Here is a 15,376-nt window from a genome sequence, read left to right on the forward strand (position 1 = left end):
GTCCTGCGGCCCCGGTGTACTGACCAGATGTCCCGCAGCACGCGTTGGGGCAGACGCCCACCCCCGGCGGCACCTGCCCCGATGCGGTCCCGTGTGCCGTCGGTCAGCCGACGGCCTTCCGCGAATCCCGCCCGCGCGGCGAGCCGGGCAGCGCCTCACGCCAGTTCACGCTCGCGGGTTTCCGGAAGTGCGAGAACACACACCAGGGACACGACCGCCATCGCGCTCACGTACCAGCCCACCGACGAGGATCCGAACGCCGACTGCAGCCGTGTCGCCACCAGAGGGGAGACCGCGCCACCGAGCACGCCGCCCAGGTTGTAGGCGAGCGAAGCACCCGAGTACCGCACGTTCGCGCCGAACAGCTCCGGCAGATACGCGCCCATCGGCCCGTACACCACCCCCATGCAGAACAGCGCGCCGCCGAGCGCCAGGGCCATGAGCACAGGCTGCTCGGTGTCCAGGAGGGGGAAGAGCACCAGACCCCACACCACCGCGAGCCCGGCGCCCGCGAGAACCAGCTTGCGACGACCGGCGCCGTCGGAGCGCGTCGCGGCCAGCCACGTACCGGCCGCGAGGAACAGACAGGCGACCAGCGAGAGGCCCAGCATGGTGTTGCGTGAGACACCCAGGGTGCCGGTGGAGTAGGCGAGGCAGTACGTCGTCGCCGTGTAGAAGAGCCCGTAGGCGACGATCATCCCGCCCGCGCCGAGCAGCAGTTCGCGCGGATGGCGCCGCAGCACGTCGAGCGTGGGGACCTTGCTCGCCTCCTGCGCGTCCATGACCTTCGTGAAGACCGGCGTCTCGCTGATGCGCAGGCGTACGAAGAGTCCGACGCCGACAAGCAGGAAGGAGAGCAGGAACGGCACGCGCCAGCCCCAGGACCTGAACGCGTCGTCGGAGAGCGCGGCGGACAGCAGCCAGAAGACACCGGTCGCCGCGAAGAACCCTACGGACGGGCCGAGTTGGGGGAAGGCGGCGTACATCCCGCGCTTCTTCTTCGGCGCGTGCTCCACCGCGAGCAGCGCGGCCCCGCCCCACTCGCCGCCGAGCCCGATGCCCTGCAGGAAGCGGAGCAGGATGAGCAGGATCGGCGCCCAGATGCCCAACGTGCCGTACCCGGGCAGGAGTCCGACGAGCGCCGTCGAGAGCCCCATGAGCAGCAGCGAGGCCACGAGCACCGACTTGCGCCCGACCCGGTCGCCGAAGTGCCCGAAGATCACCGACCCGATGGGCCGCGCCGCGAACGCCACCGCGTAGGTGGAGAAGGAGGCGAGCGTGGCGTTGACCGGGTCCAGGGTCGGGAAGAACGCCTCGTTCAGGACGAGGGCGGCCGCCGTGCCGTAGATGTAGAAGTCGTAGAACTCGATGGCCGTCCCGATGAAGGACGCGACGGCCACCCGGCGCATGCTCTCGGGGCTGCCTCCGGCGTCCTGGACCTGCTGTTCCTCTGCTGCTGTCGTTTCACTCCGCACGATCGGCACTGTCGCGTTGGATGTAGGGGGCAGTCAATACCTGGGACGGCTTGTCTCGGTCATTGAGACCGGCGGTGAGCTGCCGTGACGTCGTGCAGGTGGACGAGGATGTCGTGCGTGGGCGCGAGGCGGATCTTGTACGGCCCGTCCGGCCAGCCGGAGCCGATGCTGCGGGTCACCCGGGCCTTGCTCAGCCACGTCCGGGCGGCCGGGGGAGCGGTCCGCAGGTCCAGGAAGTAGTCGTCGTACCGCACCCTGTCGAGCGTGTACTCGTTCATCCCGCGCGTGGCCGCGCCCACCGAGCGGGACTTCCATGACTCGGACTCGGCGCCCTGCGCCAGGAACGACCCCTGGTCGAAGGTGAACCCGATGCTGACGTACCGATCGCCGAGCCGGTCCCGTAGGAAGGCGCCCTGCATCTTCGGGTAGCGCGGGTCGTAACTCTCGTACCCGACATGGGCGTTGTGGGCCGACAGGAGCACCTTGTCGCCCGTCCTGCGCTGCCACCACGCGGTGTTCTGCGCCATGAGGCGGTCGCGGTACAGCATCGCTTCCTTCTGGCCCTCGGGGGCGTCCAGGGCGAAGGCGTAGACCGTGGCGGTCTGCGAGAGCGACCGGGCGTGCTGCAGTGCCCAGGTGAACGCCCCATCAGCCGACGAGTGCTGACGCTGCTTCAGCAGCTTCAGCGCCTCCCGCGCGTTGCCCGCCAGCTTCTTCCGCTCCTCAAGGGGCCTGCCCATGTACGTGTCCCCGTCCGCGAGGCGGCGGATCGGCGCGTACAGCTCGGTGATCCTGGGCAGCAGATCCGGCTCGTGCGCGCGGACATAGTCCTCGACCCCGTCGAACAACTCGCCGCCGATCTCGGGATAGTTGAGGTCGTTGCCCATGAAGCGCACCTGGCGGCCCGGGTGCTTGTCGTTGTACGCGCGCATCCACGTCAGGAGGTCGACGTACTCCTCGGTGTCCCAGGGCGTCTTCGCCAGCTCCTTGTGGACGAGCTCGCGCACGTCTCCCGCGCCCCCGCGCACGTACGCGTCGAAACGCAGGCCCGTGGTCCAGCTGACCTCCTGCGCGAAGGTGGTGAACCCCTTCTCCTCCACGAGGTAGCGGAAAACGCGGTCCTTCATCGTGAAGAATTCGTGCGAGCCGTGTGTGGCCTCGCCCAGGCCCACCACCGAAGCGTCACCCACCATCCGGCCCATCGGCCGCAGGTCCTTCGCGGAACCGCCCGGATCGGTCGAACGCAGGGGGTGCGCAGCGCGCTCGATCGCCGGGACGGGATCCGGGGCCTTGGGTTCGGCCCCGGCGGCCTGGGGCGCGACGAGCACCCCCAGGCCGAGCGTTCCGGCCAGTGCGAGCCGAACCGTGCGGCGTGCCGTCCGTGCCATGCGGGGGTCTCCTCAACTCGGGCGTACGGAGCTGAAGATCACGATCCCGGTCCGGCAGGGGTACCTGCCATCCGGCAGGCACCCCTCTCACCGGTGGGGCGTACCCCACCTCCCGGCTAGGGATAGCGCAGATACCGCTTCCGCACGGCACGGAACCGTGCGAGGTCGTCCTGCCAGGCGGCCACCACCTCGTCCGTGTCCGCGCCCGCGTCGATCATGGTGCGGACCCGTGTGGTGCCCGTCAGCTTGTCGATCCAGTTGTCGGGGCGCCAGGCGAACCCGCTCCACGTCTTCTTGGCGGTCACCAGGAGCGCGATGCCGGTGCGCACCGGGTCGTACGACTCCCGGTCGTGCACGTGGAGCTGGACGCCGCCGATCGTCTTGCCCTGGAACTTGGAGAACGTCGGCGCGAAGTAGGCCTCCCTGAAGTCCACGCCGCGCAGCCCCACGTCGTTGGCGGCGGCCGCCCACTTCCGGTCGATGCCCTCCGCGCCGAGCAGTTCGAAGGGACGGGTCGTGCCGCGCCCCTCGGAGAGGTTCGTGCCCTCGAAGAGGCAGGTGCCGCTGTAGACCAGGGCGGTGTCGGGCGTGGGCATGTTCGGGCTCGGCGGCACCCAGGGCAGCCCGGAGGCGTCGTAGAAGTCCGAGCGCTTCCACCCCGTCATCCGTACGGTCTCAAGATCGGCGGGCCGCTCCAGGAACTCGCCGTTGAACAGCAGCGCGAGCTCCGCCACCGTCATCCCGTGCGCCTGCGAGATCGGCTGGCGCCCGACGAACGTCGCGAACTCCTTGTGCAGGACGGGCCCGTACGCGCCGCGCCCCGTCACCGGGTTCGGCCGGTCGAGGACGACGAACCGTTTCCCCGCGAGCTCGGCCGACTCCATGCAGTCGAAGAGCGTCCAGATGTACGTGTAGAAGCGCGCCCCCGCATCCTGGATGTCGAAGACGATCGTGTCGACGCGTGATGCCGTGAAGATGTCGGCAAGGGCCTTGCCGCTCTTCTGGTACGTGTCGTAGACCGGGAGCCCGGTGGCCGGGTCGTCGTACCGCCCCTCGGAGCCGCCCGCCTGGGCCGTCCCTCGGAAGCCGTGCTCGGGGCCGAAGACCGCGACCAGGTTCACGCGCTCGTCGGCGTGCATGACGTCGACGATGTGGCGTACGTCCCTGGTGACGCCGGTCGGGTTGGTGACGACGCCGACCCGTTCCCCGTCCAGGAGCGCGTAGCCGTCGGCCGCGAGCCGCTCGAAGCCGGTGCGCAGCCGCCGGCCGCCGCCCGAACCGCCACCGCCTCCCGCGGCCGCTGCGGGGGCCGCCGAGGTGAGGGCCGTGGCGGTGGTGGCGGCCAGCAGGCCCCGTCTGGACAGACTGCGGCGGGACAGGTTCATGCAGAGACCTCCGTGAGCGCGGTGGCTGTCATGGCCACGCACGCTAGCGCGCGGACCCTCCGCGGGGAACGAACCTGGCGGCCCGGCCCCCTTCCATCCGAACATACCGACTGGTTAGTCTGCGATCACAGCGGAGCCGCAGTCGAAGGAGACTGATCGTGGAGACCCTGCAGGACAAGGGAGTTGTCGTCACCGGTGCCGGAGGCGGAATCGGGGCCGCGCTGGCCCGCCGGTTCGCCGCCGCCGGGGCGCGCGTCGTGGTCAACGACCTGGACGCCGCCAAGGCGAAGGCGGTGGCCGACGAGATCGGCGCCGTGGCCGTGCCGGGCGACGCGTCCACGGTCGTGCCGGAGGCCAGAGAGGCCCTGAGCGGCACCATCGACGTGTACTGCGCCAACGCGGGCCTCGGCTCGGGCGGCTCGGAGGCGGCGCCGGAGGAGGTCTGGGCCACGGCCTGGGACGTCAACGTCATGGCCCATGTCCGCGCGGCCCACGCGCTGCTCCCCGACTGGCTGGAGCGCGGCAGCGGCCGCTTCGTCTCCACCGTCTCGGCGGCCGGCCTGCTCACCATGATCGGCGCCGCTCCCTACAGCGTCACCAAGCACGGCGCGTACGCCTTCGCCGAGTGGCTCTCGCTCACCTACCGGCACCGCGGGATCGACGTCCACGCGATCTGCCCCCAGGGCGTGCGCACCGACATGCTCGCCGCCACCGGCACCGCGGGCGACATCGTGCTCACCCCGACCGCGATCGAGCCGGAGGACGTGGCGGACGCCCTCTTCGCCGGGATAGAGGAGAACCGCTTCCTGATCCTGCCGCACCCCGAGGTCGCCGAGTACTACCGCACCCGCGCCGCCGAACCCGACAAATGGCTCACCGGCATGAACCACCTCCAGCAGAAGTGGGAGGCGGCGGAGCAGTGAGCGACGCGACCCCGACTGCGTCCATATACGCCGCCAAGCCCTGGCTCGCCCGCCTCAGCGAGGCCCAGCGCGGCCCCGTCGAACCCGCCGCGTCCGTCGTGCACGCCTTCCGCGCCTCGGTGCTCAAGGCCCCCGAGCACACGGCCCTCGCCTACTTCGACGGGCGCCTGAGCTACCGCGAGGTGGACGCCCTCACCGACTCCGTCGCCGGGCACCTGGCGGCGCGCGGCCTCGCGCGCGGCGACCGGGTGGCGATCCTCCTGCAGAACACCCCGCACTTCGTGATCGCGCTGCTCGGCGCGTGGAAGGCGGGCGCCACGGTCGTGCCGGTCAACCCCATGTACAAGTCGGCCGAGGTCAGGCACGTCCTGGCGGACGCCGACGTGGCCGCGCTGATCTGTTCGGACCGCGCATGGGAGACGTATCTGCGCGAGACGTCCGCGGCCTCCTCCGTGCGCATCGTGCTCACCGCGTGCCAGCTCGACCTGCAGACCCGGAACGACACCCGCGTCCTCGACTTCGAGCGCCTCCCGCAGGCCGCCGACGTCGAGGACCTGGTGACGGTCGCGCGCCAGGGGCTCCCGGCTCCCGGAGACCGCGGGCTCGGTCCTTCCGACATCGCGCTGATCAGCTACACGTCGGGTACGAGCGGCACCCCCAAGGGCGCCATGAACACCCACGGCAACATCACCTACAACGCCGAACGGCAGCGCACGGGCTCCGGCATCCCCGAAGGCGCCTGCTACTTCGCGATGGCGCCGCTCTTCCACATCACGGGCATGGTCGCGCAGGTGGTGGGGTGTCTGACCAACGCGGGCACCCTCGCGCTCGCCTACCGCTTCGAGGCCGGGGTCGTCCTCGACGCCTTCGCCGAGCACCGGCCCGCGTACACCGTGGGTCCGTCCACGGCCTTCATGGCCCTCGCCGCGCACCCCTCCGCCACACGGGAGCACTTCGACTCCTTCGCGATGATCTCCTCGGGCGGTGCGCCGCTGCCGCCCGCCCTGGTGGAGAAGTTCCGCGCGGGCTTCGGCCCCTACCTCCACAACGGGTACGGCCTCACCGAGTGCACCGCTCCTTGTGCCTCCGTGCCGCCGGGCCAGGAGGCCCCGGTCGACCCGGTGTCCGGCACGCTGGCGGTCGGCGTCCCCGGCCCGGAGACGGTCGTCAGGATCGTCGACGACCACGGCGCGGACGTCCCCTTCGGGGAACAGGGCGAGATCACCGTGCGCGGCCCGCAGGTCGTGCCCGGCTACTGGAAGCGCCCCGACGCCACGGACGAGGCGTTCCCCGGCGGGGAGCTGCGCACCGGCGACATCGGCTTCATGGACGTCGAGGGCTGGCTCTACGTGGTCGACCGCAAGAAGGACATGATCAACGCGTCCGGTTTCAAGGTCTGGCCGCGCGAGGTGGAGGACGTCCTCTACAGTCACCCGGCCGTCCGTGAGGCGGCGGTGATCGGTGTCCCGGACAGTTACCGCGGCGAGACGGTCAAGGCGTTCGTCAGCCTCCGGCCGGGGGCCGACGCGGCACCGGACGACCTCGCCGCGTACTGCAAGGAGCGGCTCGCCGCCTACAAGTACCCGCGCGCGGTCGAGATCCTGCCGGAACTCCCGAAGACCACAAGTGGGAAGATCCTCCGGCGGGAACTGCGTTCCCACACCCACACGGGCTCTCGGCAAGACGAGAGCTAGCCAAACTCGAAAGGCAGGTGGCGGCAGTGGCCAGGACGACGGACGGTGACGGCACGCCCGTCCCTCAGCGGCTGCTCGCCGCCGCCACCCGGCTCTTCGCCGACCGCGGCTACGACCGCACGTCGGTGCAGGAGATCGTGGAGTCGGCAGGCGTCACCAAGGGTGCGCTCTACCACTACTTCGGATCGAAGGACGACCTCCTGCACGAGGTGTACGCACGCGTCCTGCGCGTGCAGCAGGAGCGTCTTGACGCCTTCGCGGACGCCGACGCGCCGATCGAGCAGCGGGTGCGGGACGCGGCGGCCGACGTGGTCGTCACGACGATCGACAACCTCGACGACGCCTCGATCTTCTTCCGCTCCATGCACCACCTGAGCCCGGAGAAGAACAAGCAGGTACGGTCCGAGCGCCGCCGCTACCACGAGCGGTTCCGCGCGCTGATCGAGGAGGGCCAGGAGGCCGGGGTCTTCTCCAGGGCGACCCCGGCGGACCTGGTGGTGGACTACCACTTCGGCTCCGTCCACCACCTGTCCACCTGGTACCGCCCCAACGGCCCGCTCACCCCGCAGCAGGTCGCCGACCACCTGGCGGACCTGCTGCTGAGGGCGCTGCGGCCGTGAACTGAGCGCCGCCCGGTAGCGCCCCGAAGGGGCGCGGGGAACTGCGCGACCAGCCACGACGAACCCGCAGCGACGCACAGTCCCCCGGAAGGGCCCCTACAGGTACTTCTTCAGCTCCCGCCGCGCCAGCGACCGCTGGTGCACCTCGTCGGGCCCATCGGCCAGTCGCAGCGTCCTCGCCGCGGCCCACAGCTCGGCCAGCGGGAAGTCCTGGCTCACTCCGCCCGCGCCGTGCAGCTGGACGGCCTGGTCGAGGATGCCGACGACCGTGCGCGGGGTGGCGATCTTGATGGACTGGATCTCCGTGTGCGCGCCCTTGTTGCCGACGGTGTCCATCAGCCACGCGGTCTTCAGGACGAGCAGCCGCAGCTGCTCCACCGCGACCCGGGCGTCCGCGATCCACTCCTGGACGACGCCCTGCTGGGCGAGCGGCTTGCCGAAGGCCGTACGCGCCACCGCCCGCTGACACATCAGCTCGATGGCACGCTCGGCCATGCCGATGAGCCGCATGCAGTGGTGGATGCGGCCGGGACCCAGGCGCGCCTGGGCGATGGCGAAGCCGCCGCCCTCCTCGCCGATCAGGTTGCTCACGGGGACCCGGACCCGGTCGAAGACGACCTCGGCGTGCCCGCCGTGGGAGTGGTCCTCGTAGCCGTACACCTGCATCGCGCGCCGTACCTCGACACCCGGGGTGTCGCGCGGCACGAGCACCATGGACTGCTGGCGGCGCGGGTCGGCGCCGTCGGGGTCCGTCTTGCCCATCAGGATGAAGATCTGGCAGTCGGGGTTCATGGCCCCGGAGATGTACCACTTGCGCCCGGTGATGACGTACTCGTCACCGTCGCGCTCGATGAGCGTGGTGATGTTCGTGGCGTCGGACGAGGCCACCTCCGGCTCGGTCATCGCGAACGCCGAGCGGATCTCACCGGCGAGCAGGGGCTCGAGCCACTGCTTCTTCTGCTCGTCGTTCCCGAACTGGGCGAGGACCTCCATGTTGCCGGTGTCCGGGGCGGCGCAGTTCAGCGCGGTGGGCGCCAGGTGCGGGGAGCGGCCGGTGATCTCGGCGAGCGGGGCGTACTGGAGGTTCGTCAGCCCGGCGCCGTGCTCGGCGTCCGGCAGGAAGAGGTTCCACAGGCCCTGCTTGCGGGCCTCGGCCTTCAGTTCGCCGACGACGGCCGGGGTGTCCCAGGGCGACGCGAGGAGTGCGCGCTGCTCGTCGGCGGTCTTCTCCGCCGGGTAGACGTGCTCGTCCATGAAGGTGAGGAGCCTGTCGCGCAGCTCTTCGGTGCGGGCGTCGAATGCGAAGTCCATGGCTGTCTCAGCCTTCCTGTCGTCCTTGGAGGGTGGTGAGGCCGTGCTCGATGAAGACGGGGACCAGCTCCCCGATGCGGTCGAAGCCCGCGCCGACCGTCTGGCCGAGGGTGTACCGGTAGTGGATGCCCTCCAGGATCACGGCGAGCTTGAACCACGCGAACGCCGTGTACCAGGAGACGGCGGAGACGTCGCGCCCCGAGCGCGCGGCGTACCGCTCGATCAGCTCGGCGGCCTGCGGGTGTCCCGGCGCGCCCGCGGTGGTGCTGATGGGGGAGTCCGGGAGCTGGAGCCTGGTGCTGTACATGACGAGCAGACCCAGGTCGGTGAGCGGATCGCCGAGCGTGGACATCTCCCAGTCGAGGATCGCCTTGATCCGGTCGTCCTCGCCGATCAGGACGTTGTCGAGGCGGTAGTCGCCGTGCACGACGGTGGCCGCGGGGGAGACGGGAAGCTGCCGGCCCAGGGCCGCGTGCAGCTCGTCGATCCCCGCCAGGTCGCGGTTGCGCGAGGCGTCGAGCTGCTTGCCCCAGCGGCGCAGCTGCCGGTCGAGGAAGCCGTCGGGCCGCCCGAAGTCGCCGAGGCCGACGGCTTGCGGGTCCACGGAGTGCAGGTCGACGAGGGTGTCGACGAGCCCGATGACCGCAGCGCGGGTGCGTTCGGCGCCCAGCGGCGCGAGCTCCTCGGCGGTGCGGTACGGGGTGCCGTCCACGAATTCCATGACGTAGAAGGGCGCACCGATCACGGCGTCGTCCTCGCAGAGCAGCAGCGGCTCCGGCACCGGCACATCGGTCCCGTGCAGCGCGCTGATCACCCGGTGCTCGCGCTTCATGTCGTGCGCGGTCGCGAGCACGTGCCCGAGCGGTGGCCGCCGCACGACCCAGCGGGTGGTCCCGTCCGTCACGGCGTACGTGAGGTTCGACCTGCCGCCCTCGATCAGCCGGGCGGTGAGCGGGCCGCCCACGAGGCCCGGCCGCTCGCGGTCCAGATGGCCGCGCAACTGGTCGAGGTCGAGGCCTGGTGGATGGTCTGAGCTCATCTTCGCTCCTGGTCGGACGGTCGTCGTCGAAATGCCGCGCTGCGTCGCGCTGACGTTCATGATGCCGACCAGTCGGTATGTAGTCCAGAGCGCAGGGGGAACGTGATCGGGATCGCGGTGGCCCGGACGCCCCCGAACACACCGATCCCCCGCCACGGACTGCCAGTTGGCGCCCGCGCGGGGGAAGTCGGCCGAGAGTGGGTGGCGGCACCCCTCAGTGGTCGTCTCGTGGTCGTCTCAGTGGTCGTCCCAGTGCCCGTCGTGCGCCGCGTGCCGGTGGCCGTCGTGGACGTAGTCGACGTGGTCGCCGTGCAGCACCGAGCTGTGCCCGCAGCCCTCGCCGTGCCGGTGGTCGTGCCCCTCGTGCACGGAGTGCTCGTCCGGCTCGCACTCGTCCCAGTGGCCGGAGTGCAGACGGTGCATGTGGCCGTCGTGCGCGTAGTCGACGTGATCGCCGTGCGGCACCTCCGGGTGGCCGCAGGCCGGGCCGTGGATGTGCTCGTGGACGGGGTGTTCGTGGTGGAGCGTGCTCATGGCGCGTGCACCTTCTGTGGGAGGGGGTGACCCTCTCAGGCTAGTACTCGATGCCCCTTTGATGGGGATATGGAAGCCTTGTTGATGTTTCCACCACCGGAGGACCACCGGAGACCCCATGAAGGCGATCAGCTACCGCCAGTACGGCGGCCCCGAAGTCCTCGAGTACGGCGATGTCCGCGACCCCAAGGTCGGCCCCGACTCCGTCCTGGTGAAGGTCCGCGCCGCGTCGGTGAACCCGGTCGACTGGAAGTGCATGGGCGGGCACCTCGACGGCATCCTCGACCCCGTCTTCCCGGTCATCCCCGGCTGGGACGTCGCGGGCGTCGTGGTGCAGCCGGGCGCCGCCGTCCCGGAGTTCGTGGTGGGGGACGAGGTCATCGGCTACGTACGCGAGGACTTCCTCTCGCGCGGCACCTTCGCCGAGTACGTCGCGGCCCCCGTGCGCACCCTCGCCCGCAAGCCGCGCAACCTCACCTTCGAGGAGGCGTCAGGACTGCCGCTCGCCGGGCTCACCGCCTTCCAGGTGATCACCAAGACGCTCGACGTGACGGAGGGCGACGTCGTCCTCGTGCACGCGGCGGCCGGCGGCGTCGGCTCCGTCGCCGTCCAGCTGGCCCGGCACGCGGGCGCCCGCGTCATCGGCACCGCGAGCGAGCGCAACCACGACTTCCTGCGCGAACTCGGCGCGCAACCGGTCACCTACGGCGACGGTCTGGCCGAACGCGTGCGCGCCCTCGCGCCGGAGGGGGTGGACGCCGCCTTCGACACGGTCGGCGGCGACGCCCTCAAGGTGTCCGCCGAGGTCCTGGCGCCCGGCGGCCGCCTCGCGTCCATCGCGGACGGCGCGGTGATCGGCCTGGGCGGCCACTACTGCTTCGTACGTCCGGACGCCGACGACCTGCGGCGCCTGACGCAGCTCGTGGAGCAGGACGTCGTCACGGTCCACGTCTCCGAGACCTTCCCGCTGGAGCGGGCGGCGGACGCGTACCGCCTCAGCGCGGAGGGCCGTACGCGGGGCAAGATCGTCGTCACGGTGGACTGGACGGCGGAGGACTGAGGACGGGCCCGCAAGGCACTGGGCACGGGCCCCGCGCGGAGCGCCCGTCAGAACACCATGGCCGTCGCGCACGCCGCGAGCGCCATCGTGCACAGCGCGGCCGTCGCCGCGGCCCGCGCCGAGAGCCGCCGCGGCCTGCTGGTGGCGGCGAGTTCGGTCATCCTGTGGTGCGCCACACCCAGGAAGCCCAGCCACAGGAGCAGGCACAGGGCGCAGGCGACGACGGCCACCGCGGTGGTTCCCTCCTGCAGGGCGGCCCGCGCCGCCAGGACCGCCGCGACGGTGCAGGACAGGGTCGTACGCCGCCACGCGAGCCTCGTACGCTCCGGCTGCAGCCCCGGATCGCGCTCGGGCACCCCGGCCTCGTCCCGGTCCGTCACCCCTCCCACCCGAAGAGCACGACGACGACCATGGCGAGCGCCACGACCGCGACGGCCAGGCTCAGGACGGTCGGGAAGCGCGAGACGGGCAGATCGTCGCCGCGCCGCATGGCCCGCTCGCAGCGCACCCAGTGGTTGACCGCACGCAGCGAGCTGAGCACGCCCGCGGCGAGCAGGGCGAGCGCGAGCCCGATGCGCCAGCCCCAGCGCAGGTCCGGCAGGAACTGGTCCACCGCGAAACCGCCGCCGATGAGGGCAAGCGCGGTGCGCAGCCAGGCGAGGAAGGTGCGTTCGTTGGCGAGCGAGAAGCGGTAGTCGGGGGTGTCGCCCTCGTCGCGGATCCGCTCGGGCGCGAACCACAGGCGCAGGCTCTGTACGAAGTTGCTCACTCGCCGCACCCTAACCCGCCCTAACCCGCACGGAACTCCCGCAGCCGCTCGTACGCCGCGAGCCCGTCCGGCACCCACGCCCACTCGCCGAGCCGCTGCTCCAGCTCCGCGTCGGTGAGGAAGGCGTGCCAGGCGACCTCCTCGACCTGGGGGTTCACGGGCAGGTCGCAGCGCACCTCATAGAGGTACGACCACCAGCTGAGCCCCGCGCCGTCCTCGTACAGAAACTTGAACAGCGGTGTGGGGCGCGGGAGTCCATGGACCCCGAGCTCCTCCTCCGCCTCGCGCAGGGCGGCGTCGTCGTAGGACTCGCCGGCCCCGACGACACCGCCGACGAACATGTCGTACATCGAGGGGAAGACCAGCTTGACCGGTGTGCGCCGGTGCACGAAGACGCGGCCCTCGGCGTCCCGCGCCTGGATGAACACGCAGCGGTGGCGCAGGCCTCGCGCGTACGCCTCGCCGCGCGGGGCCTCGCCGACGACCTCGTCGTTCTCGTCGACGATGGCCAGGATCTCTTCGCGGGGGTCGGGCACGGGCCGGCTGTTCGTCGTCATGCCGGCCATCCAACCTCACCACGGAGCGGCCGGCCTCACTGCCCCATGACGTACTTCACGGTGGGTCCTGCGGTCCAGCCGCCGTCGACGGCGAGCTCGGCGCCGGTCACGTACGAAGCGGCGTCCGAGAGCAGGAAGACCATGGCGCCCGCGATCTCGTGCGGCTCGCCGACCCGGCCCATCGGGGTGTTGGGGTACTTGCCCTCGCCCTTCTCGACGCCCACGTGCGCGGTCATCGGCGTGTACGTCATGCCCGGGTGGACGGAGTTGACGCGGATGCGTGCGGTGCCGAGCTCCACGGCCCCGATCTTGGTGAGGCCGCGGACGCCCCACTTCGAGGCGCCGTAACCGGCGGTGAGCGCGAGGCCCATGAGCCCGGCCGCCGAGGAGATGTTGACGATGGATCCGCCGCCGGCCTCCTTCATGGCCGGGATGACGCTCTTCATGCCGATGAAGACGCCGGTGAGGTTGATGTCGACGACCTTGCGGAAGTGCTCGACCGACTCCGACTCGAGGAACTGGCCCGTGGATATCCCGGCGTTGTTGACCAGGCCGTGGATCCCGCCGAACTCGGTGACCGCGAGCTCCACGACGCGCTGCCAGTCCTCCTCCGACGTCACGTCGTGGTGCGCGAAGCGGGCGCGCTCGCCGAGCTCGGCGGCGGTGGCCTTGCCCTCGGCGTCGAGCACGTCGGTGAGGACGACGTTCGCTCCGGCGGCGACCGCCTGGCGCGCGGCCTCGGCGCCCAGGCCGCGGGCGGCGCCGGTGATGACGACGGTCCTGCCGGTGAGGTCGTGCGGGTGCGATGCGGTCATGGCATGTCTCCAAGGGCGGGGGTGGGGGCCAGCAGCAGGGCCGTGGTGGTCGCGACGAGGTCGGCGAGGAAGAGGTCCTCACCGGTCAGGGGGGTGGTGCCGGCGAGGTACTGACCGGCGCGGTCGGCCATGGCGGCGCCGACGAGGGTGAGCGCGAGGTCGAGGCGTTCGAGCCGCAGCGGCTCCGGGAGCGCGGTGAGGCAGCTCTCGACCCGTCCGATCAGGTCCCAGTAGACGGTGCCGTCGATGGTGGGGTGCGGGGTGCGGGTGCGCACGCCGCTCTCGTGGCTGAGCTGGGTGGAGATGCGCAGGCAGCGGCGGCCACGCTCGGTGCGCAGCTCCGTGGCCTCGGCGGCCACCAGGGCGCGCAGCAGGCCGCGAAGGCCGTTGTCGTCGGCCCGCGCGAGCTCCGCGGTGAGCACTTTCTCCGTACGGGTCTGGCGCTCGGCCATGACGGCGTCCAGGAGGCCTGCCCGGCTGCCGAAGTGGTACTGCACGGCGGAGGGGTTGCTCTGCCCCGCGAGGCGGACTATGTCGCGCAGCTGCGCGCCGTGCACGCCCTGCGCGGCGAACACTTCCTCACCCGCGCGGATGAGTTTCTCCCGGGTCTCGGGTCCTGAGGTCCTCGGCATGGGACCACTGTAATGCCGGACATTAATAAAGGGCGAGAGGGTCCCCGACCCCTCCCCTTCCTGGCAGTGGCGGTGCGGGGTCTCCTCGGACGCCGGACGGGCTGACGGACGGGCAGACGGATTCAGCCCGTCCGGCGTTCGAGGACGAACTCGGCGGAGCCGGTGATGACGGCGGCCAAGGCCCCCGCGCCGGAACCGTCACTCCACCGCCCGCACCGGTAATCGCCCCCCGGCCCTCGGCATCGCCGGGTGCAGCCCAAGGAGCACGATCCCGCCCACGATGGCCGCGAGGCCCGTCGCCTGCCAGGCCAGCGCCCCCGCGTCCATCCGCAGCTGATCCCCCAGGAACCCCACCCCGCACACGATCCCCGCCAGCGGCTGCGCGGCGGTCAGCGCGGGCAGCGACATGCGCAGCGGTGCCGTCTCGAACGCGCTCTGCACCAGGAGCAGCCCGGTCACCCCGAGCACGAGCACCGCGTACGGCTGCCACCCCGTGAACAGCGCGACCCAGCCCTCCTCGGAGAGCCGCTTCCCGCTCACCCGGGTCAGCGCGTCCTGCACGCCGTACAGGAGCCCCGCCGCCACGCCCAGCAGCACGGGCCCGGCGGTGAACCGGTGCCTTGACCCCTTCGCGTACACCGTGAGGAGCATGGCGGTGCCCACCACCACGCCGATGATCAGCCACTGCCGCAGCGGATCGGACTCGGAGTCCCCGCCCCGCGGCTCACCCGCCACGATGAACGCGGTGACCCCGCCCGCGAGCAGCGCGAGCCCGGCCCAGCCCTGTCGCCCCAGGGGCTGCTTGGTCCGGTGGCGGGAGAGCACGAGGGCGAAGATCAGGTTCGTGGCCAGGAGCGGCTCCACCAGCGACACCTCGCCCTGGCCGAGCGCGAGCGCGCCGAGGACCATGCCGCACACCATGAGGCCGATCCCGCCGAGCCACTCCGGCACCCGCACCAGGTCCAGCAGCAGCCGCGGCGAGAGGAAGTCGCTCAGGGGCGCGCGCTGCGCCGCGTCCTGCTGGAAGACGAAACCGAAGCCCAGGCAGCAGGCGGCCGAGACGGAGAGGACGAGGACCAGGACCGACACGTCGTACCTCAAGACGGGAGACGGGCTCGAGGCGGGGCAGAAGCCAGGGGTTTGGCGGCTACCCGGCCGACGATAGCCCTACCCG

General features: G+C 71.4%; 16 protein-coding genes. 4 read left to right on the top strand and 12 right to left on the bottom strand.

The genetic code is table 11. The features are described from left to right. Positions 1–155: 155 nt before the first annotated feature. The 3 genes from AC07AG_RS31505 to AC07AG_RS31515 all read right to left on the bottom strand — a co-directional run bounded on the left by AC07AG_RS31505 (position 156) and on the right by AC07AG_RS31515 (position 4,248). A complete protein-coding gene (locus AC07AG_RS31505; protein WP_478759941.1) occupies positions 156–1,409 on the bottom strand; it encodes an MFS transporter in 1,254 nt (417 codons plus the stop codon). A 125-nt stretch (positions 1,410–1,534) separates the two neighbouring features. Continuing rightward, positions 1,535–2,863 carry an erythromycin esterase family protein gene (locus AC07AG_RS31510; protein WP_478759539.1) on the bottom strand — a complete coding sequence of 443 codons (1,329 nt, stop codon included), beginning with the start codon at positions 2,861–2,863 and terminating at the stop codon, positions 1,535–1,537. 116 nt (positions 2,864–2,979) lie between these two features. Beyond that, on the bottom strand, positions 2,980–4,248 hold the full coding sequence (locus tag AC07AG_RS31515) for an exo-beta-N-acetylmuramidase NamZ family protein (RefSeq protein ID WP_478759540.1): 1,269 nt from the start codon (positions 4,246–4,248) through the stop codon (positions 2,980–2,982). 155 nt (positions 4,249–4,403) lie between these two features. On the opposite strand from AC07AG_RS31515, the gene AC07AG_RS31520 reads away from it, so the two are divergent. From AC07AG_RS31520 to AC07AG_RS31530, 3 genes are read left to right on the top strand one after another with little or no spacing between them, the layout of a single operon-like run. Next, the gene (locus tag AC07AG_RS31520) at positions 4,404–5,171 is read left to right on the top strand and encodes an SDR family oxidoreductase (RefSeq protein WP_478759942.1); all 768 of its coding nucleotides are present in this window, start codon (positions 4,404–4,406) and stop codon (positions 5,169–5,171) included. After that, positions 5,117–6,865, top strand: a complete 1,749-nt coding sequence (locus AC07AG_RS31525; RefSeq protein ID WP_478759541.1) for a class I adenylate-forming enzyme family protein — start codon at positions 5,117–5,119, stop codon at positions 6,863–6,865. The genes AC07AG_RS31520 and AC07AG_RS31525 overlap by 55 nt, the downstream gene beginning before the upstream one ends. 26 nt (positions 6,866–6,891) lie before the next feature. Beyond that, positions 6,892–7,485: a TetR/AcrR family transcriptional regulator gene (locus AC07AG_RS31530; RefSeq protein WP_478759542.1), complete on the top strand. Its 594-nt coding sequence runs from the start codon at positions 6,892–6,894 to the stop codon at positions 7,483–7,485. 96 nt (positions 7,486–7,581) lie between these two features. Here the strand turns inward: AC07AG_RS31530 and AC07AG_RS31535 are convergent, their stop codons facing one another. From AC07AG_RS31535 to AC07AG_RS31545, 3 genes are all read right to left on the bottom strand, one after another. After that, positions 7,582–8,796: an acyl-CoA dehydrogenase family protein gene (locus tag AC07AG_RS31535; protein ID WP_478759543.1), complete on the bottom strand. Its 1,215-nt coding sequence runs from the start codon at positions 8,794–8,796 to the stop codon at positions 7,582–7,584. A gap of 7 nt (positions 8,797–8,803) precedes the next feature. Then, entirely contained in the window at positions 8,804–9,835 is a 1,032-nt protein-coding gene (locus AC07AG_RS31540; RefSeq protein WP_478759544.1) for a phosphotransferase family protein, read from the bottom strand. A gap of 237 nt (positions 9,836–10,072) precedes the next feature. Beyond that, positions 10,073–10,369, bottom strand: a complete 297-nt coding sequence (locus AC07AG_RS31545; protein WP_249590910.1) for a hypothetical protein — start codon at positions 10,367–10,369, stop codon at positions 10,073–10,075. Positions 10,370–10,487: 118 nt separating this feature from the next. Between AC07AG_RS31545 and AC07AG_RS31550 the strand changes: the two genes are divergently transcribed. Then, positions 10,488–11,429: an NADP-dependent oxidoreductase gene (locus AC07AG_RS31550; RefSeq protein ID WP_478759545.1), complete on the top strand. Its 942-nt coding sequence runs from the start codon at positions 10,488–10,490 to the stop codon at positions 11,427–11,429. 47 nt (positions 11,430–11,476) lie between these two features. Here AC07AG_RS31550 and AC07AG_RS31555 read toward each other — a convergent pair whose 3' ends face one another. The 6 genes from AC07AG_RS31555 to AC07AG_RS31580 form a co-directional block, all read right to left on the bottom strand. Further along, positions 11,477–11,818 carry a DUF202 domain-containing protein gene (locus AC07AG_RS31555; RefSeq protein WP_478759546.1) on the bottom strand — a complete coding sequence of 114 codons (342 nt, stop codon included), beginning with the start codon at positions 11,816–11,818 and terminating at the stop codon, positions 11,477–11,479. After that, a complete protein-coding gene (locus tag AC07AG_RS31560; RefSeq protein ID WP_361052801.1) occupies positions 11,806–12,198 on the bottom strand; it encodes a YidH family protein in 393 nt (130 codons plus the stop codon). The genes AC07AG_RS31555 and AC07AG_RS31560 overlap by 13 nt, the downstream gene beginning before the upstream one ends. Positions 12,199–12,218: 20 nt before the next feature. Beyond that, on the bottom strand, positions 12,219–12,755 hold the full coding sequence (locus AC07AG_RS31565; RefSeq protein ID WP_478759547.1) for an NUDIX hydrolase: 537 nt from the start codon (positions 12,753–12,755) through the stop codon (positions 12,219–12,221). 35 nt (positions 12,756–12,790) lie between these two features. Then, positions 12,791–13,570, bottom strand: coding sequence for a glucose 1-dehydrogenase (locus tag AC07AG_RS31570; protein ID WP_478759548.1), 780 nt, complete (start codon positions 13,568–13,570; stop codon positions 12,791–12,793). Then, a complete protein-coding gene (locus tag AC07AG_RS31575) occupies positions 13,567–14,202 on the bottom strand; it encodes a TetR/AcrR family transcriptional regulator (protein ID WP_478759549.1) in 636 nt (211 codons plus the stop codon). The genes AC07AG_RS31570 and AC07AG_RS31575 overlap by 4 nt, the downstream gene beginning before the upstream one ends. Positions 14,203–14,400: 198 nt before the next feature. Beyond that, positions 14,401–15,291 carry a DMT family transporter gene (locus AC07AG_RS31580; RefSeq protein ID WP_361053030.1) on the bottom strand — a complete coding sequence of 297 codons (891 nt, stop codon included), beginning with the start codon at positions 15,289–15,291 and terminating at the stop codon, positions 14,401–14,403. Between the last annotated feature and the right edge of the window lie 85 nt (positions 15,292–15,376).

Source organism: Streptomyces sp. NPDC044044, assembly GCF_056434405.1.